The organism is Pseudomonas lundensis (assembly GCF_001042985.1).
Classification (GTDB): Bacteria; Pseudomonadota; Gammaproteobacteria; order Pseudomonadales; family Pseudomonadaceae; genus Aquipseudomonas; species Aquipseudomonas lundensis.
Genome location: NZ_JYKY01000001.1, coordinates 367,066 through 393,880 on the forward strand (window position 1 = coordinate 367,066; position 26,815 = coordinate 393,880).

General features: G+C 59.4%; 21 protein-coding genes. 11 read left to right on the forward strand and 10 right to left on the reverse strand.

From position 1 onward, the window contains the following. Positions 1–13 precede the first annotated feature (13 nt). From TU74_RS01655 to TU74_RS01660, 3 genes are all read right to left on the reverse strand, one after another. Positions 14–1,531, reverse strand: coding sequence for an MDR family MFS transporter (locus TU74_RS01655; RefSeq protein ID WP_048374717.1), 1,518 nt, complete (start codon positions 1,529–1,531; stop codon positions 14–16). A gap of 135 nt (positions 1,532–1,666) precedes the next feature. Beyond that, the gene (locus tag TU74_RS24060; protein WP_156425770.1) at positions 1,667–1,843 is read right to left on the reverse strand and encodes a hypothetical protein; all 177 of its coding nucleotides are present in this window, start codon (positions 1,841–1,843) and stop codon (positions 1,667–1,669) included. Between the two features lie 118 nt (positions 1,844–1,961). Further along, complete coding sequence (locus TU74_RS01660) at positions 1,962–2,867, reverse strand: LysR family transcriptional regulator (RefSeq protein ID WP_048374719.1); 906 nt, start codon at positions 2,865–2,867, stop codon at positions 1,962–1,964. A gap of 114 nt (positions 2,868–2,981) precedes the next feature. On the opposite strand from TU74_RS01660, the gene TU74_RS01665 reads away from it, so the two are divergent. Both TU74_RS01665 and TU74_RS01670 read left to right on the forward strand, forming a co-directional pair. Further along, the gene (locus tag TU74_RS01665; RefSeq protein WP_048374721.1) at positions 2,982–3,866 is read left to right on the forward strand and encodes an MBL fold metallo-hydrolase; all 885 of its coding nucleotides are present in this window, start codon (positions 2,982–2,984) and stop codon (positions 3,864–3,866) included. A gap of 43 nt (positions 3,867–3,909) precedes the next feature. Further along, positions 3,910–4,524 carry an NAD(P)-dependent oxidoreductase gene (locus TU74_RS01670; RefSeq protein ID WP_048374722.1) on the forward strand — a complete coding sequence of 205 codons (615 nt, stop codon included), beginning with the start codon at positions 3,910–3,912 and terminating at the stop codon, positions 4,522–4,524. Between the two features lie 41 nt (positions 4,525–4,565). Here TU74_RS01670 and TU74_RS01675 read toward each other — a convergent pair whose 3' ends face one another. After that, on the reverse strand, positions 4,566–5,495 hold the full coding sequence (locus TU74_RS01675; protein WP_047292595.1) for an AraC family transcriptional regulator: 930 nt from the start codon (positions 5,493–5,495) through the stop codon (positions 4,566–4,568). A gap of 320 nt (positions 5,496–5,815) precedes the next feature. On the opposite strand from TU74_RS01675, the gene TU74_RS01680 reads away from it, so the two are divergent. Together TU74_RS01680 and TU74_RS01685 are read left to right on the forward strand one after the other, a co-directional pair. Then, positions 5,816–6,145, forward strand: a complete 330-nt coding sequence (locus TU74_RS01680; protein ID WP_047292598.1) for a putative quinol monooxygenase — start codon at positions 5,816–5,818, stop codon at positions 6,143–6,145. A gap of 41 nt (positions 6,146–6,186) precedes the next feature. Then, the gene (locus tag TU74_RS01685) at positions 6,187–6,420 is read left to right on the forward strand and encodes a hypothetical protein (protein WP_047274225.1); all 234 of its coding nucleotides are present in this window, start codon (positions 6,187–6,189) and stop codon (positions 6,418–6,420) included. On the opposite strand, the gene TU74_RS01690 is transcribed toward TU74_RS01685, so the two are convergent. From TU74_RS01690 to TU74_RS01710, 5 genes are all read right to left on the reverse strand, one after another. Next, entirely contained in the window at positions 6,421–7,041 is a 621-nt protein-coding gene (locus TU74_RS01690) for a flavin reductase family protein (protein WP_047274227.1), read from the reverse strand. Positions 7,042–7,271: 230 nt separating this feature from the next. Then, entirely contained in the window at positions 7,272–7,568 is a 297-nt protein-coding gene (locus TU74_RS01695) for a hypothetical protein (RefSeq protein WP_047282324.1), read from the reverse strand. 440 nt (positions 7,569–8,008) lie between these two features. After that, positions 8,009–9,331 carry an MFS transporter gene (locus TU74_RS01700; protein ID WP_047274233.1) on the reverse strand — a complete coding sequence of 441 codons (1,323 nt, stop codon included), beginning with the start codon at positions 9,329–9,331 and terminating at the stop codon, positions 8,009–8,011. Between the two features lie 217 nt (positions 9,332–9,548). Beyond that, positions 9,549–10,883, reverse strand: a complete 1,335-nt coding sequence (locus TU74_RS01705) for a sigma-54-dependent transcriptional regulator (protein WP_048374726.1) — start codon at positions 10,881–10,883, stop codon at positions 9,549–9,551. A 3-nt stretch (positions 10,884–10,886) separates the two neighbouring features. Next, a complete protein-coding gene (locus TU74_RS01710) occupies positions 10,887–12,641 on the reverse strand; it encodes an ATP-binding protein (protein ID WP_047292631.1) in 1,755 nt (584 codons plus the stop codon). A gap of 248 nt (positions 12,642–12,889) precedes the next feature. Between TU74_RS01710 and TU74_RS01715 the strand changes: the two genes are divergently transcribed. Then, complete coding sequence (locus tag TU74_RS01715; RefSeq protein ID WP_048374727.1) at positions 12,890–19,429, forward strand: NEL-type E3 ubiquitin ligase domain-containing protein; 6,540 nt, start codon at positions 12,890–12,892, stop codon at positions 19,427–19,429. Positions 19,430–19,505: 76 nt separating this feature from the next. On the opposite strand, the gene TU74_RS01720 is transcribed toward TU74_RS01715, so the two are convergent. Continuing rightward, positions 19,506–20,231: a 4'-phosphopantetheinyl transferase family protein gene (locus TU74_RS01720; protein WP_047292633.1), complete on the reverse strand. Its 726-nt coding sequence runs from the start codon at positions 20,229–20,231 to the stop codon at positions 19,506–19,508. Between the two features lie 144 nt (positions 20,232–20,375). On the opposite strand from TU74_RS01720, the gene TU74_RS01725 reads away from it, so the two are divergent. From TU74_RS01725 to TU74_RS01745, 6 genes are all read left to right on the forward strand, one after another. Then, complete coding sequence (locus tag TU74_RS01725) at positions 20,376–21,053, forward strand: response regulator (protein WP_047274242.1); 678 nt, start codon at positions 20,376–20,378, stop codon at positions 21,051–21,053. After that, positions 21,050–22,396 carry an ATP-binding protein gene (locus tag TU74_RS01730; RefSeq protein WP_047292608.1) on the forward strand — a complete coding sequence of 449 codons (1,347 nt, stop codon included), beginning with the start codon at positions 21,050–21,052 and terminating at the stop codon, positions 22,394–22,396. The genes TU74_RS01725 and TU74_RS01730 overlap by 4 nt, the downstream gene beginning before the upstream one ends. Positions 22,397–22,681: 285 nt before the next feature. Then, the gene (locus tag TU74_RS01735) at positions 22,682–24,016 is read left to right on the forward strand and encodes a dicarboxylate/amino acid:cation symporter (protein ID WP_048374730.1); all 1,335 of its coding nucleotides are present in this window, start codon (positions 22,682–22,684) and stop codon (positions 24,014–24,016) included. Between the two features lie 768 nt (positions 24,017–24,784). Continuing rightward, on the forward strand, positions 24,785–25,303 hold the full coding sequence (locus TU74_RS01740) for an Hcp family type VI secretion system effector (RefSeq protein WP_048364825.1): 519 nt from the start codon (positions 24,785–24,787) through the stop codon (positions 25,301–25,303). A 126-nt stretch (positions 25,304–25,429) separates the two neighbouring features. Further along, on the forward strand, positions 25,430–25,582 hold the full coding sequence (locus tag TU74_RS24065; RefSeq protein ID WP_157315129.1) for a hypothetical protein: 153 nt from the start codon (positions 25,430–25,432) through the stop codon (positions 25,580–25,582). Then, on the forward strand, positions 25,579–26,815 hold a 1,237-nt coding region (locus TU74_RS01745; RefSeq protein ID WP_048374732.1), incomplete at its 3' end, for a DUF6531 domain-containing protein. The genes TU74_RS24065 and TU74_RS01745, both read left to right, overlap by 4 nt.

Here is a 26,815-nt window from a genome sequence, read left to right on the forward strand (position 1 = left end):
AAGTCTGGCGGTGCTACGTGGCCTTGTCTTCACGCCCGCGCAGCACCTGATTGGGCATTGCCAGCGCCGCGCCGAGCCCCAGCAACGAAAACGCGGCGCTGATGCTCAGCAGGTGGCGGAAGGTGATTTGCAGCTCGGCCCGCAGGTTATCCAGTGCCGGGCCTTGCACCGCGTTCAGGCCATCGAGCAGCACATTCCCCGTACTGCCTTCACCCAGCAACGGGCGGCCCATGACCGGGGTGCTCAGCGAGTCGTGCAGTAACGCCAACAGCAGCGCCGACATCAAGGCCACGCCCACGGCGCCCCCCAGCGAACGAAACAGGTTGGTGGTGCTGGTGGCCACGCCGATATCGCGTTGCGCCACCGAATTTTGCGCGCCCACCAATGACGTGGGAAATTGCATGCCCGAAGCGATTCCGCTCAACAGCATGAACACCCCGCTCAAGAGTTCCGCGCCCGGCGGGCTGTAGGCCATGCCCAAAATGGCGAACGGCATCAGCGCGGCGCCGCCCAGAATCATCGGCTTGTAATACCCGGTCACCGACGTCATGCGCCCGGCCACATACGCGCCGATGGGCAAGCCCATTGCCAGCGGCAACAAGTGCAGGGCCGCGCTGTCTGCCCCGGCACCGGTGATGCTTTGGTAACGCAATGGCATCAACACCACCAGCGAGATGGCCTGAAAGCTGGTGAAAAATACCGTGCACCAGCACAACACGGCATTGCGATTGGCAAACAAGTGCATCGGCAGCAGTGGCTCGCGCGCCCGATGCTCGTGCCACACAAACAGCAGCAGGGCGAACACTGCCGCGCCCAGCAGCATCAGCACCTGATCGCTGCGCCAGCTGTGGCCCTGACCGATAAAGGTGATGCCCAGCAGCAGCGAGGTCAGGCCGACGATCATCAAGACCGTGCCCAGGTAATCAATGATCGGCGTGCACTGCGCAATCGGCAGGCCCACCAGCGTGCGACTGGCAATCCACCATGACACCAGCCCCAGCGGCAGGTTGATCCAAAACACCCAGCGCCACGACAGGTATTGCGTCATGAAACCGCCCAACACGGGCCCGGCGACACTGGCCAACGCGTACATGCCGCTGAAGTAGCCCTGATAACGGCCGCGTTCGCGTGGTGGCACGATGTCGCCGATGATCGCCTGACTCACCGAGATCATGCCGCCAGCGCCAATGCCCTGAATGATCCGCGCCAGCACCAGTTGCTCCATGTTTTGCGCCACCCCGCAAAACAACGACGCCAGGGTGAACAGGCCCATGCCAAACAGCATCAAGCGGCGCCTGCCGTACAAATCACCGAGCTTGCCGTAAATCGGCACGGCCACGGTCATGGCCACCATGTAGCCGGAAATCACCCACGCCAGTTGGCTGACATCCTTGAACTGTGCCGAAATGGCAGGCATGGACACGGCAACGATGGTTTGATCCAGCGCACCCAGGAAAATGGCCAGCATCAAGGCCACGAGGATACTGCGAATGGCGGGTTTGGACGGGGCGGATTGATTCAGGCTGGTCATCAGTACACCTGTAGGCGCAAAGGCACAGGCGCGGTGGCCTGTGGCGGAATGCCGCCCAGTGTACTGGATAGCTCGCTAACGAACAGGCGCAAAAAAAGGCGCAGTCGTCACTCCATCAACGGCTGCACCAATTGTTTATCTCAACGCGCTGAATGCGGCATTCAACGAATTGCAATGCTCGCCCTGGCAACTGGCGGTAAATCGAGGGGAGAGGCGCGTTTGCTCGGCGCGGTAACACGCGCTGGCAAACAGTACAGCGGCAGCAAACACAACAAACGCGGTCATGCATCTGGTTTTTGTTTTCGTGGTCATGGCAGTCATCTCCTGATACCTAGACGTCACACTTTTGAGGCTAGTTCAGACCCTCGGACTTGCCACGCCAGTTGTACGACTGCTCCTGTAAGCCTTCATCCCTCAAATGGACTAGGCCTTACAAACCTTTGTCCCACGCAGGCTCCGGGGTGAAGCGTTGCGCCAGAAAGTCCAGCATGCTGCGCAACGCGGCGGGCATGTGTTTGCGCGAGGCGTAGACCGCATAAATATTCATGACCCGGGGTTCGGCGTCGGGCAACAAACGCACCAGGTCCCCGCGCTGCACATGCACCCCGGCCTGGTAGCTGGGCAGGAGAGAAACCCCCGCGCCAGACAGCGTGGCGCTGAGCAGCGTGCTGGCTTCGTTGGCGCTGATATTGCCCTGCACCGGCACCGACAGTTCTTCGCCCTCACAGGTGAAATGCCACAGGCTTTTGCCGAAATAGGAGTGGGTCAGGCAGTTGTGCTGGCTCAAGTCATCCACTTGTTGAGGGGCCGGGTGCTCGCGCAGATACGCGGGCGAGGCACACAGCACCGAGCGACAAACGGTCAGTTGGCGTGCAATCAGGCTGGGGTCAAGCTCCCGGCTGGTGCGAATAGCAAGGTCAATGCGTTCATCCACCAAATTCACCGTGCGGTCGAGCATTTGCAGGTCAATGGTCACGCCGGGGTTGAGGCGCACATAGTCGGTCACGGCTGCTGCCAGTTGCGATTGCCCGAATGACGTACTGACGCTGATGCGCAGCAGGCCCCGTGGCGTATCCCCGGCCGAGCCCACGGCGGCCTGCATGTCCTCGGACAGCTCCAGCATCTGCCGACAACGCGGCAGCGTTTCATTGCCGGCGGCAGTCAGGCTCAGTTTGCGCGTGGTGCGATGCAGCAGCCGCGCGCCCACCCACGCTTCAAGCTCGGCCAGGTAGCGCGACACCACCGGCCGCGACAGGTCCAGATGATCGGCCGCCGCTGACTGGCTGCCGAGATCGACGACGGTGACGAATACCCGCATTGCATTAAGACGGTCCATGATCTGCCCGATTTCTGAAACAAACTATGTCGCAGCATCGCATTTTTTAACGCTGATCGGGCTACTAAGCTGTGTTCATCGCCACTCACGGCCTTTTGATTCAGGACACCGCCCATGACCGTATTTTCAACCTTGCGTCGTTTGTTCCTCGGTGCCGTTGCGCTGGGCTTTGCCGCACAGGCTGGCGCCGCGCCCGCGCCCCTCACGCTGGACGTGTACAACCCCGGCGCTGCGGCGATTTTCCCGGTGTCGTCGGTGCTGGTGAGCGGTGACAAGGACGCCATTCTGATCGATGCCCAATTTGGCAAAGCTCAGGCCCAACACGTCGTGGACAAGATCCGCGCCAGCGGTAAGCACCTGACCACCATCTACATCAGCCACGGCGACCCGGATTACTACTTCGGCCTGCAAACCCTGACCGACGCGTTCCCCGACGCCCAGGTGCTGGCCTCCGCGCCGACGGTTGAGCACATCACTAAGACCAAGGACGCCAAGCTGGCATTCTGGGGCCCGCAAATGGGCGTGGATGTTCCGAGCACACTGATTGTGCCGGACGTGCTCAAAGGCAACAGCTTGCAACTCGAAGGCCGCGATCTGGAAGTGATCGGGCTCAACGGCAAACAGCCGGACCGCAGTTTTGTGTGGATTCCTTCGCTCAAAGCCGTGGTGGGCGGGGTGGTCGTGGCCGATAACATTCACGTGTGGATGGCCGACACGCAAACGCCTCAGTCACACAAGCAATGGTTGTCTACGCTCAAGCGCATCGACAGCCTGCAACCCGAAGTGGTGGTGCCCGGGCATTACGTGGGTGAGAACGACCGCTCAGTCAGCGCGGTGCACTTTACCCGCGATTACATCAAGGCGTTCGATGAAGAAACCCTCAAGGCCAAGGATTCGTCCGAGCTGATTGCCGCGATGAAAAAACGCTACCCGGATCTGGGCGAAGCCTCTTCGCTGGAACTGAGCGCCAAAGTGGCCAAAGGCGAAATGAAGTGGTGATTCAAGCGTTTAGTGAAAACTGTCCATTCAACAGGAGACCCTCATGAGCACGATTGCAATTATCGGTGCCACCGGACGTGCAGGCAGCCAACTGCTGGAAGAAGCCCTGCGCCGCGGTCATAGCGTGATCGCCATTGCGCGTCACGCCTCAAAAATCGGCCACCGTGAGCACGTGGTCACCAAGGACGTGGACGTCCACGATGCCCAGGCACTGCAAGAGGCCGTGGCAGGCAGCGACGTGGTGTTGAGTGCCGCGCATTTCTCGACGTTGCCCGTGGAAGCCATTATCGAACCGGTGAAAAAAGCAGGAGTGAAACGCTTGCTGTTTGTCGGCGGCGCCGGTTCGTTGTTGCTGCCCGATGGCACCAAAGTCATCGACAGCGAGGGTTTCCCGGAGGAGTACAAGCCAGAAGCTACAGCGGGAGGGCGGTACCTGGAGACATTGCGCAAAGAACAGGACCTGGACTGGACCTTCCTGTCGCCATCGGCCGAATTTGTCGAAGGCGAGCGCACCGGTAAGTTCCGTCTGGGCAAGGACCACCTGCTGTTTGGCGCCGACGGCAAAAGCTGGATCACCTTCGCTGACTTCGCCATCGCTCTGCTGGATGAAGTCGAGCACCCGGCGCATTCACGCCAGCGCTTTACCGTCGGCTACTGATCCTGAACCCTGACCAGGCCCCGGCGCAGCAGTCGCCGGGCCTATAAACCCATCCGCAGGCGCGCCAGGTCCCGCACCGGAGGCGCGCCAAACTGGCGGCTGTACTCACGGCTGAACTGCGACGGGCTTTCGTACCCCACCCGATACCCTGCCGCCGACGCATCTAGCCCTTCGCTGAGCATCAGGCGCCGCGCCTCGTTGAGGCGCAGTTGTTTCTGGTATTGCAGCGGGCTCATGGCGGTCATGGCCTTGAAACGATGGTGCAGGGTCGACACGCTCAGGTTGGCTTCGCGGGCCAAGTCATCAATGCGCAACGGTTGTTGGAAATGGCCGTTGAGCCACGAGATCGCACGACTCACACGGTGGGTTTGACTGTTCTCGGTCGCGATTTCATACAGCCGGTAGCCCAAGGGGCTGCGCAGCAAGCGGTACAAAATCTCGCGTCGAATCAGTGGGGCGAGCATGGCGATGTCCCGTGGCGTGTCCAACAGGCGGGTCAGGCGCAGAAGGGCATCGAGCATGACCTGATCGATGGGTTCGACATACACCCCGCGCCCCGCAGGCCGCGACGGTACGCCAATCGGCCCGGCCTCGCTGATCAGGGTGGTGATGTCCATCGGATCAATATCCAGGCGCAACGCCAGTACCGGGTGTTGCGGGGAGATTTCCACCACCCGGCCACTGATCGGCATCGACACCGACACCACCAGATAATTAAGCGGATCGTAGGCGAAGTACTCATCGGCCAGGCGCACTTCCTTACGGCCCTGGGCGAGGATGCACAGCGCCGGTTGCGGCAAGCTGGGGGAAAAGTCGCTGGATTGGCTGTAACGCGACATGAACAGCGCGTCGACCCCGGTGGCGCAGGTGCCGTCTTCGTGGGTGTGGCGATAAATGAGGTCGGCCAGTTCGATGCGTTTTTCTTCCAGCGCGGCATCAAGCTCGGTCATGGGCGGTTGTAGCGTTGACATGGGAGGCGCGTCCTCATGGGTGCGACGAAGTCTTCATAGCTTAGGTTTGTGCAAGCCCGAGGGGTAGCCGATTTCTGCCGCAGCCTTGCCTGATCCTGTCAGGGTGCCTGCGTGAAACGTTCAACTTCGCGTCTTACCGGCGCCTGCTTGCTTGAAATCGCGCTTTTGGGGACCGTGGGGCGGCTGGTGGCGTGGTGGGTTGTTGCGAGACGGTATGCAGGATTGTGCAAGGGAAGGGCAGGAATCGACTAACGGCTGTGCGCGGCTGCGCCTTACGCTTTGAACCTCCCCTCACGCCCCCAAGATTTGTGGAGGTCTTCATGCCCCAGTCCACTGTTGCCATTCATACGACCCGGGTGCTTGCCCGCGCCGGCTGTTCGGGCCAGGTCGAGGCCTGCCTGAGCCCACTGATTGAACCGACGTTACAGATGCAAGGCTGCCTGCACTTCGTGTTGCAGCAATCGCGCAATGAGCCACTGCTGTGGCATGTCGTGGGGTATTGGCAGGATCAGGCGTCGATGCTGGCGTACTTTGAGTCCCCGCTGATGCAGGTCTACAGCGTGCTCATGCACAGCCACGTGGTCGATCATCTGGATTTTCAGAGCGACTGCGACGCGGCCGTTAGCGGCTTGCAGAAACGCGCCGGGTAAGCGGGTAGAATGCCGCCTTTTCACAGGCCGGAATCAGAACCATGGCGCGCAAAGAATTCGAGAAGTTTGAAGCGGTATCGGCAGTCGTCCCTGTAAAACCTGGGACTTACCACGCAGCGATTGCCGTCAAAGCGTTGTATGAAGGCGGAGCACCGCGTTTTCACACGATCTTGCCGGAGCAGACCTTTGCCACAGCGACAGCGGCCGATGCTGCTGCCGAGCAACAACTGGCCGCCCTGCAAGGCGTCAATGCAGACGCCGAGCTGGTCTGGTAATCAGGTTGGGCGGTGCATTTTGAACAGGGCTTCGGGCCCTAACTGGAAGTAATCCGCCGGGCCGCCACCGCGCAAAATCGGTTCGGCGGCCGCCGTGTCGTACACCCCGTCTTTAAGCAGGTGTTTGGCGATATGCACCGCCACCACCTCGCCGAGAATCAGCCAGCTCGGCACTAACTGCTGGTCGGCGCGTTGCAGTTGCACGATCTGCGTCACTTTGCATTCAAACGACACTGGCGTCTGCGCCACGCGCGGCACACTCACCACCCTCGAAGGTGCGGTGGTCAGGCCTGCCAATTCAAACTCATTGACCTCGGGGCCGACCATGGCACAGCTCTGATTCATGGCTTCAGCCAGCGGGCGCGTGGCCAGGTTCCAGACGAATTCGCCGGTTTGCTCAATGTTGTTGAGGCTGTCTTTGCGCCCCACGCTGCAAAACCCAATGATCGGCGGAATGTAATTGAACGCATTGAAAAAGCTGTAAGGCGCCAGGTTGAGGCGGCCTTGGGCATCCTGCGATGAAATCCAGCCGATCGGACGCGGCCCGACAATGGCATTGAACGGATCGTGGGGCAGGCCATGGCCTTGGGAAGGTTCGTAGAAATGGATATCGTCAGGCATCACAAGCATCCGCAAACGGCTGATTTAGAAGGGCCCTATAGTGCAAGGCATTGCCCTGAAAGACAAAGTTTGTCTCCTGGTTCTGCAATCCCTGTCGCAGCCTGAGCCTGCGTTCGCCCAGCCCTGAAACGTTGTTGCACGTCAATACACTCACCCGCCCATCGCTCACAGCCTTGCCGCCGAACGCAGCCTTGCGAGGCTCGTCAGCGGCGGGAGTGGGCTGCGGTCAATTAGCTGAAGCGTGCGCCTTGTGTGCGGTCGTAGCCATTTTCGGCAAATGTGGCGGAGTGAGTGCGGTCGTAGCCATCTTCGGCGAATGTGGCGGAATGCGTATGGTCGAAGCCATCTTCAGCAAACGTGGCCGAGTGAGTGCGGTCATAGCCATCCGCGGCAAAGGTGGCCGACCCGGTGCGGCTGTAGCCGTCTTCAGCAAAGCTCGAAGAATGGGTGCGGTCATAACCGTCTGCTGCAAACGCATTCAAAGCCAGTACAGAGAGGGCGGTGGCGAGGATCATTCGGGTTTTCATGGTGGTGCTCCTTGTTGCGTGTTGGGGATGTTGTGTCTCGATGGGTTCAGATTACGCCGATCAAATAGATTAAAAAGCGCAAAAAATGGCGCTTAAATATCGTTTTATTCGATATATAGAGGCAAGACTCTCTAAAGGCCGCACGCAACATCTGGGCGATTAACCCTGAAGGCTTCGGTCATCGGAATAGCGCTGAATGTGAAGCAGAGTGTGCAGGAGGCGAATTAACTGACAATTAATTCAGGTAATTCTTGCGGGGTAGGCGGGCTCGACTGACTCGCCGTCTTTGCGACGGGCACCCCGGGCGACAGTCAGGGAAAAAGCGAGGCGGGATGATGCCTGGAAAACCGACAACCGGCCGCCGGTGGCCGGTGGCCGAGTTGTCGTGAACTGAACCCTCCGTGCAGGCGCTCACGGGCGCCTGCACGGGGTAACAGCGGTTAGTCGGTCTCGATGCGCGAGTGTTTACGGGTGTCTTTCATGGTGGCGTAAACGAACAGCGAGCAAGCGATACAGGCGGTTACGTACCAGTAATAGCCGGTTTCCATGCCCGCACTTTTGAACCACAGCGCGATGTATTCAGCGGTGCCGCCAAAGATCGACACGGTCAGTGCGTACGGCAGGCCGACGCCCAGTGCACGAATTTCAGTCGGGAACAGTTCGGCTTTGACCACGGCGTTGATCGAGGTGTAGCCACTGACGATGATCAGCGCTGCCATGATCAGGAAGAACGCGCCCCACCACGTGGTGATGGTGTGCAGCGTGGTCAGGATCGGCACGGTAAACAGGGTGCCGAGCACGCCAAAGGCAATCAGGATCGGACGCCGCCCGACCTTATCCGACAGCCCGCCCACCAGCGGTTGCAGGCACATGAACAGGAACAGCGTCGCGGCCGAGATGGTGGTGGAATCGGAGATGCTCATGCCCACCGTGTTCACCAGGTATTTCTGCATGTACGTGGTGTAGGTGTAGAACGCCAGCGTGCCGCCCATGGTCAGGCCGACCACGGTCATCAGCTCTTTGGGATGACGCAGCAAAGTGCGCATGGCGCTTTCTTTTGGCTTGACCTTGACCTTGTTGAACGACTCGGTCTCTTCCATGCCGCGACGCAAAAACAGCGCCACCACCGCGCACAAGGCGCCGATCACAAACGGGATGCGCCAGCCCCAGCTGTACAGCTGCTCTTCGGTGAGGGTCTGTTGCAGCACGATCAACACGCCGAGCGCGATGAGCTGGCCCGAGATCAGGGTCACGTACTGGAAGCTGGAGAAGAAGCCGCGACGCTCCTTGGTGGCCATTTCGCTGAGGTAGGTGGCCGAGGTGCCGTATTCGCCACCCACGGACAACCCTTGCAGCAAGCGGGCGAACACCAACAGGATCGGCGCGCCGACGCCGATGGTTTCATACCCCGGCGACAGGGCGATGATCAGCGAGCCGAAACACATCAGCAGCACCGAGGCCATCAACGCAGCTTTACGGCCTTTGCGGTCAGCGTACAGGCCCATCAGCCAGCCGCCGATGGGGCGCATCAGGAAGCCCACGGCGAAAATCGCGGCGGTGTTGAGCAATTGAGCCGTGGTGTCGCCCTTCGGGAAAAAGGCCTTGGCGAAATACAGCGAGAAAGCGGCGTAGACGTACCAGTCGTACCACTCGACCATGTTGCCGACGGAACCGCTGAAAATGGATTTGATACGGCTGGAGGTGGTCTTTTCTTTCGGGGTCGCAGGGACCGACCCGGCAGGCAGGGTGCTGGAGTTATCCATTAACTGGATCCTTCTTTTTTTGGTTTTGTTATAGCGCGTTAAAACGCGTGCTTACCGGGACATAGCAGGAGTTGTGCCAAGACGTAAATGCCCGTTTTACAAGGCCGTAACGTAAGAGGGTGAGCGGAATCTCGCTCAAACCCCTTAAGTGATAAGCGGAAATCCGCCTATCGCTGCGGGGTGGGGCGCTGGCGGTGGGGTCGGCAGGTGTCGCGTTCTAGTCAGTGTTCAAGAACGCTTCGCGCACCAGCCCGTGACGCTGCATTTTTTCGTTCAGGGTGCGGCGTGGCAGTTGCAGCTCGGCCATCACCGCTTTGATATCGCCTTTGTGGCGGCTCAGGGCGGCGCGCAGGCATTGCGCTTCAAAGGCTTCCTGCTGGGCCACCAAGGACTGACCGATGTCGGGGTCATCCCATTGCGGTTCGCCCAGCCCCAATACCCGTCGTTCCGCCACGTTGGCCAGCTCGCGCACGTTCCCCGGCCAGTCGTGGCTCAGCAGGCGGGTTAACTGTGCGCCACTGAGTGGCTGCACACTGCGGCCCAGACGCTCGCCAGCGCTGTGGGAAAAGAACTCGTACAACAGCGGGATGTCCTCACGGCGTTCGCGCAAGGGAGGCAGGCGCAACTCGGCCACCGTTAGGCGATAGGCCAAATCCTCGCGAAAGCGCCCGGCGCGGGCTTCGTCCAGCAGGTCAGGTTTGGTGGCGGCGATGATGCGCAAATCCACCGCGATGCTGAGGTTGGAACCCAGGCGTTCCAGTTTTTGCTCTTGCAGCACCCGCAGCAATTTGGCTTGTTGGGCCAGCGGCATGCTTTCGATTTCATCCAGGAACAGGGTGCCGCCGTCGGCGTATTCCAGCTTGCCGATGCGTTTGCCCTGAGCACCGGTAAAGGCACCGCTTTCGTGGCCAAACAACTCGGCTTCAAACAGGTGTTCGGGGATGGCGGCACAGTTGAGCGCCACGAAGGGCCGGTCGGCACGCGGCCCGAAATCATGCAGGCAGCGCGCCACCAGCTCTTTACCGCTACCGGTTTCTCCACGGATCAGTACGTTGACCGGCAACGGTGCCAAGTCGATCACCTGCCGGCGCAACGTCTGCAAGCTGCGCGATACACCCAGCAACCGGCCGTCGAGCTGTTCGCGCACATCGACCTGTTCATGCAGGCGGCGGTTTTCCAGGACCAGCCTACGTTTCTCCAGCGCGCGGCGCAGGCTGCTGAGCAGGGCCTCGGGGCTGAAGGGTTTTTCCAGGAAGTCATAAGCGCCTTCGCGCATGGCCTCCACCGCCATGGGCACATCGCCATGCCCGGTCAGCAGGATCACCGGCAAGTCCGGGTCCAGTTGTTGCAAACGGGTCAGCAGGGCCAGACCGCCCATGCCGGGCATGCGCACGTCACTTACAATCACCCCGGCAAAATGCGCGGGCAGGTGGCTGAGGCAGTCTTCGGCGCAACTGTACAGCTGCACGTCAAAGCCGCTGAGGCTCAACCATTGCTCAACGGCGGTTCGAATGCTGGCCTCGTCATCGACCACGATTACCGAATCAAGCATGTTTCAAGCGTCCTGTGCGATGGGCAGCGTCAATGTGAACAGTGCGCCATCGGCGTGGTTACAGGCAGTCAGGCGACCGCCGAGTTCATGAACGATTGCATACGACACCGCCAGCCCCAAGCCCAAACCGTCGCCCACCGGTTTGGTGGTGAAAAAGGGGTCGAAGACCTTGCCCAAGTGTTCATCACTGATGCCGCCACCGCTGTCGCTGACGGTCAAATGCCAAAGCTGCTGATCGGCTTCGATGCAAATTTCCAACTGCTTGCGCGGTGTGTCGTGCATGGCGTCCAGGGCATTGCGCAGCAGGTTGATCATGACCTGCTCCAGACGAATCGCATCGCCGCGCACCCAGGCCGGGCGCACCAGCCGGGTGTGCAGCTCAACCCCTTCTTCCTTGAGCCGCGGCTCCACCAACTGTAAGGCCTGGTCCACCACACTGGCCAGATCCAGGCGCTCGCGCAGGCCGCTGGGGCTTTGCCGGGCGTAGGTTTTCAGATGCCCGGTGAGTGCCGCCATGCGCGTCAACATATGTTCCAGCGGCGTAAGGGCTTTATAGGCGTCTTCGATGCGACCGTGGTCAAGCAACAGGCGCAGGGTGGCCAGTTGCATGCGCTGGGCGGTGAGCGGCTGATTGATTTCGTGGGCCAGCGCCGCCGACATCTGCCCCAGTGCCGCGAGTTTGGCCGATTGCACCAGGCCATCTTGCGCGGTGCGCAGGTCACGGGTGCGGGCTTCGACCAGTTGTTCAAGTTCTTCACGGTTGCGTTGGCGCATGCGGCCAATGCGCCAGCGTTGAAACAAAAACAGCCCCAGAAACACCAGCGTCAGCCATAAACCAACGGCTGCCAGCGCGGCATTGCGACCGTCTTCACTGGCGGTGGGCGGTTTGCGCAGCAAGTGCAGGGTCCAGCCTTCGGCTTTGAGTGGCAACGACCCCCACAAATAATCCGTCGGGCCGTCCGGGCCATCCACCTGGGTCAGGAAGCTCTGGTCATCAAACACGCGCAGGGTGCGAGTCGGCATCAGGGTCAACGGCTGTTTGTCGTATTGGCGGGTCACCGTGATGTTGTCGCGGTCGCTGTCATTGAGCGGGCGCAGGTGGCGATAGCGCCAGCCGGGTTGATTGGCGATAAACACGATATCGCGCGCATCGCTGACCAGCAGGGTGTCGCTGCCCTGGCTCCATTCGCGCTCCAGCTCCGGGAACTCAAGCTTGACCACAATGGCGCCCAGAAAGCGCCCGGCGCTATCGTGGACGGCGCTGGACAAAAAGTAGCCCGGGATCCCGCTGGTCACGCCCACGGCATAAAACCGCCCGGTGCCCTGACTGCGGGTCTGGCTGAAATATGGGCGAAACCCGTAGTTATGGCCCACGTAACTGTTGGAGGTGTTCCAGTTACTGGCGGCCACGGCCAGCCCGGTGCTGTCGAGCAGCTCCAGCGTGGACGATTGCGCGGCCCCGTTGATGCGCTCCAGTTTGCGATTGAGCTGGGCCTGAACCTCGGGGGTGACGTGCCCGGCCAGCGCAGCGATCAGTTCCGGGTCTTGTGCCAGCACGGCGGGCAGGGCGCGGTAGCGTTCGATCAGCGTGTGCAGCGAATTGGCATACAGGCTCAGTTGCTCGGGCCCGCGCCGGGCGCTTTCTTCCAGCGCATGGTGTTTGGCCTGTTGCATGGCCCAGCCGCCAGCAATCACAGCCCCGACCAAAATCAACACGGTGTACAGCGTCAAACGCAGATAGCGGGACGTCACGGGCATAGTGGCAATACGCTCGATTATGGGGCGCAAACCATAGCATGCGGGGCTGTCGGGCCAATAACGGCGTTTGCGCCACGCGCTATAAAGCATGACGCAGATCTATGTCATGGGCTGGTGAAGCGTTTGCGCACATCAAGGGAGCGGCCAGGCGTACGCTCCGGGCGGGGTTTTGACCGGTATAGCTATCTACCGCTTGGCGCGGTTGGTTCCTGTTTAGGGTGTTGCCTTTAGCCTCAGGAACATGGCCCATGACCGATTTTTCTCTCAACCACCCAGATCGTGCGCCCGTGCTGTTATCAGCCAGGCAATGGGCGCAGCACGACGCTTTCACGTTTATGACCGCCAACATGAAGGCTAACTTTTCGGGTTTTGATGATGCCCTGATAAAAAAATACGTCGATTTACAGCGCCAGGCACTGGCAAGCGTGCAAGCCCTTGAGAACGAAAGCCTGCGCTTTCGAGAAACCTTTAAAACCACTCACCTGTCGTTACTCAAGCGCGAGCTGAAAGACCTGACCGGGGATGATATTGACCCTGAACGCGCCTGGCTCTACACCCGTTATCGTGAATTCAAGGAGCAGCGCACACCGCTGGATGTACTGAGCGGATGGATCAATCCAGAACCTGTCGCTGCGGGGCAAACAGTTAGAGCCGACCGTGCGCTGGATGAGTCCAAGTACGTTGACCACGTGTATTCCATCAGCCTGTGGGACGCTGCGTGTGCGAACTTCGGTTTCACCACTGACTCGATCTTCCTCAAGCCTTTCAGTTTTGTGGAGGCGAGCTTTATCCGATATGGGCAGACGAACAAGGCGGTGGATGTCAGGGCGTTCATTTCTATCGTTCGACGTCTGGATTTTGGGACCTCCCTTTCGCGCAGTCTCTTGCAGGCCATGGCCCCTGATGGCCCCTTGAAAACCATGATTTCGGCCTCCGCCAAGGCTTGTTTTGCATTTGACCTGTTGGAGGCTTATCGAAACTCGGCGGTCAGCGGTGTCACCCAAGCGGGGTATGAGCAGGTTCTCAAGGCTTTTAATGGCGAGGGCAAATACCACACGCACTCGCTGACGATGGCCCGTTCTGTTCACCCAATCGCCGATCACATACCGATCCCTCTGTTGTTCCTGCATTTTCCGGGTTCGCAGGGCGGGTACACCTACTGCCCGAACAGGCCGGGAAGTGCGCTTCAGTATCACGCGCAAGTCCAGGACTACGCTGATCATTTTCGTGCGCAGCTCAAGCAGTCTCATCGAGATGGCCAGTTAGGATGGTTTGCTTCGCAATTACCCTTGTCGCGGCTTCGTCACTTTCAAAACGTGCTTAACGGTCAACCCCGACCGCGCGGTCTGAGCTGGATGGCAGGTGTGTTGTATGACGGTTTTCATGCCGCGTTTCCCGAGTCGTCTCTGGACAACATGACCATTTATGAAGAGCCAGCGCCGTACAAAGATCCTTCCTTGACCGACATGCTGAGCCTTTACCCCGAGTACCGCTTCAATTCAGACCTGAGTCTGTTGGCCACAACCCGTTCCGAAAGCGATTGGCAGGCGTTGAAGGAAGCGATGCTGGCCATCGGGCAAGAAATCTTGAGCTTGCTGACGACGCCGGTGCCTGGAGGGGTGACAGGCCTGATCCGGGTGATGCAGTTCGCAGTCTTCGGTTCCTTGGGTTATGGCATTGCCAAAGGCTTTTTGGAGGCCAGCAAAGGTGTGACCAATGAGTTCGCCGCTGCATTGGCCGATACGGCCGATATGCTGCTCAGCGGTTGGTTGATCGGCGTAGGCAGCAAGATTCATCGTGCGCGCATGAGTACGCTCTGGAATCAACTGGGGCGTCCGCGCAAGGTCGTGTTTGCCGATGGCAAGACCCATTTGTGGCGGCCAGGTCTGAATCAGTATTCGCAGCTCGATGCCAGCATGCTCGACAGTTTGACGCCCACCGTGCAAGGCATTTATGAAATCAATGACGCGTTATACGCCAAGGTCTACGACGGCGAAGTGCATCGCGCTGTCGAAATCATGTACGACGTCGAGAGCAAGCACTATGTCATGAACACCCAGAGTGCTACTGCCTATCGGCCTGTGGTGAAGTTTGATGTGGCGTATCAGGTGTGGCGACTGGCGCTGGATGATATCGACCACTTGAGTGACCCGCAGTTGGTACAACGCATGCTGCCTTTCGATGCCTCACGCGTGGCACTGAACGACATCGCGTTGATGTTGCGCATTACAGCGACAACACGCGGGCAACTGGAACATACATGGCAGGGGCATCCCATACCGGGGGCGCTGGCTGACGGGGTTCGGCGGTTGCGGGTAGAGCAGATGATCAAGCAGATCATTGCTGACGTACCCTTGCGTGGAGAAATGCCCGCCAATGCCGATTCCGCTGTGTTCGCCTTGCTCACGCAGTTGCCCAACTGGCCCGCCGATACCGTACTGGATGTCTACGACCAGTCTGCAGTGAAGGTGGAGTCATACGGGAAGGATCCCCAACCTGGAGTGGATCAACGACCGATTGAAATCAAACGGCTGGACTATGGCCGCTATGTCGCCAGGGACGATGTGACCCAAGGCGCTGCGGGCGTTGAGCAGTTGTTTACCTTGATTGTCGATCAGCTACCCGAGTCGTCCGTGCTGGGGCGTGAAGGACGACCCGCAGCGAGCAAGACGAGCCGAATTGCCTCGATTCGCGAGCAAATTGCAGGGTTGGCAAAAACCGACAGCACGCTGTTGTTTCAGGCCTTAACGGCCCTGGAAGGCCGTCAACGGGTTGACGCGCTGGCCAATCGCAGCCCGGCCCGCAAGTTCCTCCCGTTGGTGTATCCGCCCTTGTCCGCCACCACAACGCCCTTGATTGCCAAGTTGCATGCACTCAACCCGCCGTTATCCGTCGAGTGCCTGGAGCAATTGCTGGTGGAATTTCCTTTCACGGCCCATCAGGTATCGCAAGCACTGGAACATGACCGTCAACCCATTGCTTTTTCGCAGGCGGCCGATCGCCTGAACATTCAGTTGCGCATTGATCTCACGCTGGATGGCATCTATCACACGCGCAGTTTCAGCCCCGATACCGATCAGTGGACACGTGAGTTTGCCCGAGGGTTGCTGAGCGAGAAGCTGGATCGTGCGCTGGTCGTCACTGAATATGCTGATCCCCTCAACATAACGCCTTATGTCCCCAGCGGCCCTGACGACAGTGCTGTGGTGTTACGTCATTACGGAAACGGCATTTATCAGGCTTACGATTTCCGTACCGATATCGTGGTGCCGGTTGCGCGTTCCGCTGACAGCTTTTATCTGGCGATTGGCTCGATCCTGCAAATCCATGAGCGTATTCCCTTGGGCATGCAGACGGCGACCGATGCCGCGGGCCTGCGTAAAACCTTGGGGGACATGATGTCGGCCATGCGTCAGCCCAATGGCGAGGTCAGGCTCTGGGAAAACGCCCCCGGCCAATTCGTCCAGGACGTTCGTCTGCCGCAGGGTGCCATGCCGGATGAGTTGGGCTTGTATGAATTGAACGGGGGAAAATACGTGCCACTGCACGGCGCCGTTTTCCAGGTTGAATGGGTGAGGGACCGTCACCAGTGGCGCTTGAAACACCCCCGCAACGTCGGTGTCGATGGGCCGGCTCTGGAGCATAACCATGAGGGGGCGTGGCGGCTCACCACCGAAAACCCATTGGAGTGGGACAGCCTTACCTTGCTGCGTCGACTGCGAACGGTGCCTGTTTCGTTTGACGATGAGGCAGGCAAACAGGTCATGCAGATCAGCCAGACGGACGCCGCTGTGTTACGTCAGGTGCACCTGAATAACCGGCCTGCACCTGCCGTGCTAATGGACACCTGGAAACGCTTTGATATCGAGGCGGAGATTCACCGTTTTGTGAACGCCATGCAGGAGCATTACTCCCTGCGTACGGCCCGCGCCGACATCCAGTTGCTGTTGCTGCAAAGTCTGCCGGGTTGGCCCCGAGATAAAGTGCTGCAAGTGGTGGACGAGCAGGGCAATACCTTGGCCGAATACGGGGCTGACTTGAGCAGTGCAACTCCCAGGGTCAAGTTGTCACGAGAGGACGCCAGCAATGGCAGCTTGTTACGTGCCGTGCTCATGCGTCTGGATAAGGCCGATACGCTGCAACTGTTGGGCGACTACGAGCCGGTGATTGAACTGCGCATGCTGGCACTTGGCAAAAAGCTGGGCGAGCACGCCCTTGCGCGCATGCCGGACGTGTTCAAGTCGCTTTACGAAAAAGAAGAGAAAAGCTCAGATCCGCACGTGCAATTGATCCAGCGTGATTCGACTGAACTGCCTCTGAGTGTTATCCACCATCTGCTGCACCAGACCACGGCGCATGAAAAGTCCGAGTACCTGGACAACGGCGATATAGCGCCTCGACTGGCAGAACAGATGGCGCGCACCGCGAGAGAAGTGCGCCTGACCCGCGCCTACGAAGGGTTGTACCTGAAGGCCACGGCCACCGCTGACAGTGAAACACTCATGCTGCATCTGTTGCAGGCTCTGCCGGGCTGGCCGGGGCAGGTGGCGATTGAAGTGCGTAGCCAGACGCTGGACGGACCTGTGCTCGACAGTATCGGTACAGCCGAACCTGGCCATTACCGGCGGTTGGTCAAGCAGGAGCATCAGTACCTGGCGTATTCGAGCGATGGCTCGGCCCTGAATACACTGCCCGAAGCGGGCAATAACTTGCTGTCGTCCATCTTGCATGTGCTCAGTGAAGATGAACGCGCGGCCATCGGCCTGCAGGGCGTGGAGGATAGCCAGACCCTGGGGGCGAAAATCAGCGACCTGGCCTTGGCCCACCGGACGAATATCCGCACCTTGCTGGGGCTGGAGACTGAAAAGCCCTGGATCGAACCGGTAATCAGGATGGATACCTCGATTATTGCTTACCCCTTGTACCCGCCAACGGGGGCGGGGGCGCACCCCAATGACCTGATACGCAAAGCCGTTCTCCTGTACCCGAGCCTGACGGGCGAGCAGATCAACCATTGGCTCAATCGCCTGGGCAATGACGAAGCCTCCCGTTACAGAGCCGTGGAGCAGCGGCGGGTGGAGTTTGAAAGCCACAAACAACAGTTGGAGGCATGGGCGGCCCGGGACGTGGTGTCGGCCGGCTCCGATCAAGCAGCGCCTAATCCCGCCAGGCACGAGGCTGTGCAGCGGATGTTGAGTGCCTGGCGTACAGAAACCGAGGCCCTGTATTCACCCGACGGCCAGTTCATCGGGTACACCTTGGACCTGTCCAATCTGGCTGTTGGAGACCTACCGGCGCTCACCTCGAATTTCAGTCACATCGGATCATTGGTTATGGAGGGTATGGGGCTGTATAACGACCCCAGCCATTTCCTGAGCCGTTTCACGGGCTTGCGCCACCTTGCGATCACTAACAATCGGCTGGCAGCCGTACCGCAGCACGTCTCCCAAATGACGGGGCTGACACGCCTCGACTTGAGCGGTAATCGTATCGTGCTCACGCCTGAAAGTGCTCAAGGCTTGAGCGCATTGACGTCACTGCGTGTATTGAATCTCAACTTCAACCTCATCGGTTCTGACAGGTGGCGTCAGGGAGCGTCTGCCGTGCCCGATGTCACCCACATGACAGAACTGCGAGAGCTGCATTTACGTGGCAACCAGCTCCTGCAATGGCCATCCGGGCTGGTTGGCCTGACGCACCTCGAAACGGTGCGCATGGACTTCAATCATCTGTTCAACATTCCACAGGCCATTTTGGAGCTGCCTGCCGACAGCACGGTGGCGCGCAGTATCCGCTTGTCTGGCAATCCACTACTTCCTGAGGTTATGGAGCAACTGGAGGTGTATCACCAGCGCACGGGGTGGAGTTTTGGCATCATCCTGCCCGACAGGACGGTGCCGGAGCATGACCATAAACGGCTGGTGGCCATGTGGTTCCCGCCGGGCCTGGCAAGAGGCGAGAAAGCCCGCAGAACCCGTCAATGGGATTTGCTCAGGCGAGAGGGACGGGTGGCGGAAGACTTTTTCCGGGTCCTCCGGGACATGACCGGTTCCAGGGAGTACGAAACGTCGTCCACCCGCCAGCCGCTTCAGGAACGGGTGTGGGAGTTGATTGACCTGATGCTGGAATCCACCGTGCTGCGCCAGACGGTCTTTCATGAGATCAATTTTGTGGCGACCTGCGCTGACGGTGTCATGGTGATATTCGGCAACCTTGAAGTGACTGCGCAGGTGCATAAAATCGAGCGCATGAGCACTGAGCAAACCATCGCCGCGGACTTGTTGACGTTCGCAAAAAGCCTGTTCAGGCTGCGTCAGGTGGATGACATTGCGAACAGGGACATCCGGGAGCGCTATCAGGCTGGCACCCATCCCGACGACGCTGAAATTCAGCTGTATTACCGGGTTTATCTGGCCGAAGAGCTGGGTCTGCCCCTTAAAACCCGCAGCATGCAGCATGAACAAATAGCCGGGGTTACCCCGCAGAAGCTTAACGATGCCAAGGCCCACGTGTTGAGTCTGGACAGAAGCCCGGCGCTGCACTACTCGATCACCCGTGAAAAGTTCTGGCGCCGGTTCCTCAAGCGCAAATACGAGGCGCGCTTCAAGGCGGTCAGGGAGGATTACGATAAAAAGCGCGAGCAACTCGCCAGCCACAGCGAAACCCTGGAGGAGGCCCTCTATATCCAGCAGGGCGAGGAAGCGGCTGCCAGCCACAAACAGGCCAGAGAGGCGCTGTTTGATGAGCTGACCCGTTTTGAGCAAGCAGCGGCGGGCCTTGCAGGATAAACCGGGGCGGTGCAGGCAACCTGGCATTTGCCCAATGATGAGGTGAGCCCTGAAGCGATGGCTTCAGGGCTTTTTATCAGGCAGCGATGGCCACCAGGCTCAAGAGCTGCCCTTCATGCACCGCAAATTGCCCTTCGATTTCCTTGCCGTGGTGCCACTCGGTCGACAGGTCGGTAAGCAGACGCAGGCGCACGTGGCCGTCTTTCGACCAGCTCAGCACTTCGGCGTGTTCAAAGTAGAAGCGTTGGCCTACGAGAGGGAACAACGCCTTGAACAGGCTCTCCTTGATTGAAAAGGTCAGGGTGACGACCAACGCCACATCCTCAGGGCAGCCATCGGCCATGCGCGATTGCTCAGCCGGCGTGAGGATTTCTTTGACCAGACGCCGGGCGCGCTCGTCGCTGAGGAGGTTTTCGAGGTCGATGCCCAGCCCTTGCCACTCACTTTTGAGCGCTACCACGGCGCCCGCCCGGCCGTTGCTGTGGGTGATGGCACCCGCGATGTGGGCGGGCCATACGGGGGCGCGGTCTTCACCGATGGCGGGCGTGGCGCAGGTGCCATCCAGGTGCAGCAAGGCGGCGCGCGCGCACAGGCGTCCGGCCAGAAATTCGGCTTGGCGTTTGGCCACTGAGCGTTGAATACTGGCGGGCATTTCGATTGCGCTGCGGGCAAAGTCGTCAGCCAGCAAGTGCGCAGGCGTGAAGTCGGTACTGCGCCAGACGCTGCCCGGCAGCGGTTGAGGCAAAGGCCAGTCGGCACGCAACGGGGTACAGCAGGCGGGCAAGGCAGGGAATCGAGTCATGCCGCGCATTTTGCCGGGTCCGCGCCGCGCTGGGTAGTCGCTTGCGGCGGTTGGGCTATCGTTCAGAGTGCGTTCAGGGCCGTAACGTTACAGTGGCCACGTGTTTTACGCCTATGGAGGCGCGATCAGGCTTGGGAGAGCGCGATGAAACTGCTGGTGGTAGAAGACGAGGCGCTGTTGCGCCATCACTTGCAAACCCGCCTCAGGGAAGGGGGGCATGTGGTCGAGGCCGTGGCCAATGCTGAAGAAGCGCTGTACCAGGCCGGGCAGTTCAACTACGACCTGGCGATGATTGACTTGGGCCTGCCCGGGCTTGGCGGGCTTGAGCTCATTGGTGAGTTGCGCCAGCGTGGCAAGACGTTCCCGATCCTGATTCTGACCGCGCGCGGCAACTGGCAAGACAAGGTCGAAGGGCTGGCAGCGGGCGCTGACGACTATGTGGTCAAGCCGTTCCAGTTCGAAGAACTTGAAGCGCGTTTGAATGCCTTGTTGCGCCGCTCCAGCGGTTTTACCCAGCCCACCATTGTGGCTGGCGAACTGGTGCTCGACATCAATCGCAAGCAGGCGGTGCTGGAGGGTGAGCCGCTGGCGCTGACGGCCTATGAATACCGGATTCTGGAATACCTGATGCGTCATCACCAGCAGGTGGTGGCCAAGGACCGACTGATGGAACAGCTGTACCCGGATGACGAGGAACGTGATCCGAATGTGATCGAGGTGCTGGTCGGGCGCTTGCGACGCAAGTTGGAGGGGGCAAACGGCTTTAAGCCAATCGATACGGTGCGCGGCATGGGGTATTTGTTTACTGAGCGCTGCCGATGATCCGTTCGCTGCGCGTTCGACTGATGCTTGCGGCCACCTTGCTGGCCGTGCTGTTCATGCTGGCGCTGTTACCGGCCATGCAAGGGGCATTCAGTCTGGCGCTCAAGGGCGCCATCGAGCAGCGTTTGGCATCGGATGTAAACACCCTGATTTCCGCGGCACGGGTCGAAAAGAATCACCTGAAAATGCCGGTCCTGTTGCCGGATGAACAATTCAACCTGCCGGACAGTCGCCTGCTCGGCTACATCTATGACCGCGAGGGCCATTTGGTCTGGCGCTCGCGGGCCACGCAAGAAGAATCCATCAACTACAAGCCGCGCTATGACGGGCGCGGCAACGAGTTCGCAAGTATTCGTGAGGACAGCGGCGAAGAGTTCTTCGTCTATGACGTGGAGGTCAAGCTGCTGGGCGGCAAAAGCGCGGCCTTCAGCTTCGTGGCGTTGCAGCCCATGCGCGAATACAACATGACCCTCGCCGGGCTGCGTGAAAATCTTTACCTGGGATTTGGCGCTGCATTGTGTGTGTTGCTGGCGCTGCTATGGATTGGATTGACGTGGGGGTTGCGTGCCTTGCGACGTTTAAGTCAGGAACTGGACCAGATCGAAACCGGCGAACGCGACAGCCTCAGCGAGCAGCACCCGCGTGAATTGCTGCGCTTGACCGGCTCCTTGAACCGCTTGCTGCAAAGCGAGCGTGAACAGCGCACCCGCTACCGCGACTCGCTGGATGACCTGGCCCACAGCCTGAAAACCCCGCTGGCGGTGTTGCAGGGCGTCAGCGAAAGCATGGCCCAGCGCCCGGAAGACCGCGAACAGGCGTGGGTACTGCAAACCCAGATCGAACGCATGAACCAGCAAATCAGCTACCAGTTGCAACGCGCCAGCCTGCGCAAAAGTGGCCTGGTGCGCCATCAGGTCGAGCTGATCCCGGTGGTTGAAAGCCTGTGTAACACCCTGGAGAAGGTCTACCGCGACAAGCGGGTCAAGGTCAGTTTGGACATTGCGCCCCTCAGCCATGTGCCGATCGAGCAAAACGCGTTGCTGGAGCTGCTCGGCAACCTGCTCGAAAACGCCTACCGCCTGTGTTTGAGCCAGGTGCGCATCAGCCTGCATCGTACGGCGGCCGGGATTGACGTGTGCGTGGAAGACGACGGGCCCGGCGTGCCCGCCGATCAGCGGGCGCGCATTCTGCAACGTGGCGAACGTCTTGATCGCCAGCATCCGGGGCAGGGGATCGGCCTGGCGGTGGTCAAGGACATCATCGAAAGCTACGACGCGCAGTTGACTCTCGATGATTCCTCCTTGGGCGGCGCGGCATTTCGCATACGCTTCGCGGTGGTGTGAAGCAGGCGGAAATCCGCCATTTCCTCCTCTCGTTCACAGTCAATGGGCGGAAACCCGCCAAAGTTGTCCTACAAGAATTGTCTGCAATTTCCTACAAGGCTAGGTGCCGTCGGGCTTTGGGCGTGTTTTGCCAACGTTGGCCCGTGGCTTGCAATAAGTGCGAGAGGTCTGCCGACAGAGCAGCTCGACACAACAAATCCCTCCAAGTACAGGAGGGTTCGCGCTTTAGGCGTTGCCGGTCTCAGATGGAATGATGGCCGAGTGATGCACTTGAGGAACTTTGCAATGACGACTCGTCAGCCACTGTACAAATCCCTGTATGTGCAAGTAATCGTAGCGATCACGATCGGCATTTTGCTGGGCCACTACTACCCGGAAACCGGTGTAGCGCTCAAACCCTTGGGTGATGGCTTTATCAAACTGATCAAGATGGTCATTGCCCCGATCATTTTCTGTACGGTGGTGAGCGGTATCGCCGGGATGCAGAGCATGAAATCGGTCGGCAAGACCGGCGGTTATGCACTGCTCTACTTCGAAATCGTATCGACCATTGCCCTGTTGATCGGTCTAGTCGTGGTTAACGTGGTGCAGCCGGGCGCCGGCATGCACATTGACGTCTCCACGCTGGATGCCTCCAAAGTCGCGGCCTATGTGACCGCTGGCGCAGACCAAAGCATCGTGGGCTTCATCCTCAACGTGATCCCCTCCACCATCGTCGGCGCCTTCGCCAACGGTGACATCCTGCAAGTGCTGATGTTCTCGGTGCTGTTCGGTTTTGCCCTGCATCGCCTGGGGGCTTACGGCAAGCCGATCCTGGACTTCATCGACCGTTTCGCCCACGTGATGTTCAACATCATCAACATGATCATGAAGCTTGCCCCGCTGGGCGCGCTGGGTGCCATGGCGTTCACCATCGGCGCCTACGGCGTGGGTTCGCTGGTGCAGTTGGGCCAATTGATGCTGTGCTTCTACATCACCTGCGTGCTGTTCGTGCTGGTGGTATTGGGCGGTATCGCGCGCGCTCATGGTTTCAGCGTGATCAAGCTGATTCGCTACATCCGTGAAGAGCTGCTGATCGTACTGGGCACGTCCTCGTCCGAGTCCGCGCTGCCACGCATGCTGGTGAAAATGGAACGTCTGGGCGCCAAGAAGTCGGTGGTTGGCCTGGTGATCCCGACCGGTTACTCGTTCAACCTCGACGGCACGTCGATCTACCTGACCATGGCCGCCGTGTTTATCGCGCAAGCCACCGACACGCACATGGACATCACGCACCAGATCACCCTGTTGCTGGTGCTGCTGCTGTCGTCCAAAGGCGCTGCGGGCGTGACCGGTAGCGGCTTTATCGTACTGGCCGCGACATTATCGGCGGTGGGCCACCTGCCGGTTGCCGGCCTGGCGCTGATTCTGGGTATCGACCGCTTCATGTCCGAAGCCCGCGCCCTCACCAACCTCGTAGGTAACGCGGTGGCCACTTTGGTGGTTGCCAAGTGGGTCAAAGAGCTGGACGAAGACAAGCTGCAGGTTGAACTGGCCTCCGGCGGTCGCCCGCTGGAAGAAACCCGGCCGCAAGACGATCTGGGTGTGGCTGAAGGCCCGACGCCTTCGCTGATGAAGTAAACCGCAAACGATTAAAAAACCCATCTTCGGATGGGTTTTTTTATGGTTGTCTGCGATGTGTAAAACCCCCACCTCAAGGTACTCGATACCTTTCTCAGCGTGTCCCTCCTGATCGTGTTTGGTCATCTTCACGTACGCGTGGTCCACCAGCGCCTGGATGTATTGCTGCGGGAAACTTAGCTGTTCGTACAGCCATGCCCACCAAAGCGCAGATGTCGTAAAGACCGAATGCTCGCCGTTCGCAATAGGTTCGTACGCATTGACCTCACCTCAGTTGATCTGAGGTTGTTGGTCCATGATTTCGCGAAGGCTGAGGTGCAGTGCGCTTTGCTTGATTTCTGCTCGCGTTTTCGCGCCTTAAGTTAACAACGCAGTAGTAAGGAATGGCGAGGGTAACAACCTTTTAAAACAGGGCAAATTTGCGCTCTGACGGACGTTCGAAATGGCCTCAAGTCCAACTTCAAAAAAACACCAACTGCGCAAGAAGTTGCGCACTCAAATGTGGATAACTGTGTGGATACATGGCCACAGTACATATAAACCGTGAGCTGTAGACGAGTGCGCAAGAAGTTGCACAGTACTGCGCAACTTCTTGCGCACTTTTTAAAGGTTTTTGTTTAAAAAATAACCAGAAAAATTCCTTACTTCGCGTAACGCCTTGTTTTTAAATGACTTGATAAAAGCTGGCACGATCTTTGGTTACTCCATTCAGCACTTGAGTGGCATTTGCGCCTTTCAAGTCCTCATTTTTGAGCAAGGAGAGCATCAATGGCGACGCCAGCTTACATGTCCATCACCGGCACCAAACAGGGTCTGATTACAGCCGGTGCATTCACCGCGGATTCGGTGGGCAACACCTATCAGGAAGGTCATGAAGACCAGGTCATGGTGCAGGGTTTTAGCCACGAAGTGATCATCCCTCGCGACCCGCAATCAGGCCAACCGACCGGCCAGCGCGTTCACAAGCCGGTGAAGATCACCAAGGTGTTCGACAAGTCCTCGCCGCTGCTGCTGGCCGCACTGACCTCGGGCGAGCGCCTGACCGAAATCGAAATCCAGTGGTTCCGCACCTCGGCTGCCGGCACGCAAGAGCATTACTTCACCACCAAACTTGAAGACGCCATCATCGTCGACATCAAGGACTACATGCACAACTGCCAGGACCCGTCGAACTCGCACTTCACGCACCTGGAAGACGTGGAATTCACCTACCGAAAAATCACCTGGACCCACGAAGTGTCGGGCACTTCCGGTTCCGATGACTGGCGTACGCCGGTGGCTGGCTAAGGCTGGCTGAGTGTTTCTGCGCACGGGCGCCTTGTGGGTCAGTGCGCAGGTTTAACCCCGGAATGATGTGTTTTCGTCGCCTCTTTTTTCGCGACGCACGCCTGCAGCACTGCATGAGGAGTCAGGATGTTTTCACCGGCGGATCAGCCCCATTTCACGCTCACCCTTGCGGGTGCGGACGTTCAGGTCGTGGCCTTCAAGGGCCGCGAGGCCTTGAGCAGGCCGTTTGTTTTTGATCTGGAGCTGGTCAGCCTGCTGACGGGTGAGATGCTTCCATGACCACTGAAAATACGGCTGTAGAAAAACGCGGCCCACAGGTCGCCATCGTTCCGCTTAGTGCCATCGACGTCAAAGACGTGGCCAGTGGCGCCGCCGTGTTCGATGCCTGGTTACAGGAGATGAGTGGCGGGATCGTCACCCTCGAACGGATTCAGGGGGTGGCCGGGGCTTTGCCCGTGGTCGGTAACATCATGGCGCTGGTAGACGCGTTGGGCGACGTCGTCACGCTGAGCAAGACTGAAAAACGCGACCTGCTGCTGTGGGCGAGCCTGGCGATTAACCTGATCGGCGTCTTGCCCTTGCCACCGACCATGGCCGCTGCGCGCATGACCCTGCGCCCGACCTTGCACCTGGTGCGTCAGGAGATGCGCTCTACCACCAAACTGATGCTCAGTGCCTCGGTCATCGAGATTCTGGTGGGCCACCTGAACGCGTCCATCGTCGGCAGTCTCGATGACTTCGTCGAGCAAGCCCGGGCCAAGCTGCCGCAGATCCTCGCCGACGCCGGCAAGCTCGGCGAAGACATGCTCAACGAAATCGCCAAGGGGCTGGAAGCCGCCGTCAACGGCACCCTCGATGCCGGTGGGGATCTGGAGGCAGCAAGTGCGCAGATCAGTGCGGCGGGCGATCAGTTGCTGCATGACCCCAAAGCGGCCATCAGCAACATCTTCGGCGGCTTGTTCAGCGCCTACAAAGCCGCTGGCAAAGGCATGGCCAACAGCGCCTCGCAGCACCTGCTGCCCGACGACATCAAACGTTCCGTCACCGCCCACGCGGCTCAACTGCGGGCGATGGGGCCAGAGCTGCGCACGCAACTGAGCGCGCTCACCGCCGAAGACGTTGAGTACTCGATTGGCTGGTTGTTGTTGATCCTGTCCAGCGCCACGGCCTTGTGGCGCAAGCGCAATGTCCATGGGCAAAGCACCAACGTCAAACCCACGGAAACCAACAAGGCCAAGCAAACGGCGGCTGAGGGACAGATCGACTCCACCGGTAAACAAGCGTCTGCAACAGGGATGGCCAATCCCGCAAAAAACTGCGCCTGTGACCGTACACCGCGCAGCATAAATTTCGCGCTGGGCTCCGAATCCCTGAGCCACACCGACTTCAGCTTGCCCGGCCCGTTCCCGATTGACTGGACACGCACCTACTACTCACGCCTGAGTGCCTATGATCAAGGCGCCCTGGGCGCGCGCTGGATCACCGAATTCACCACCCGCTTTGACCTGCACG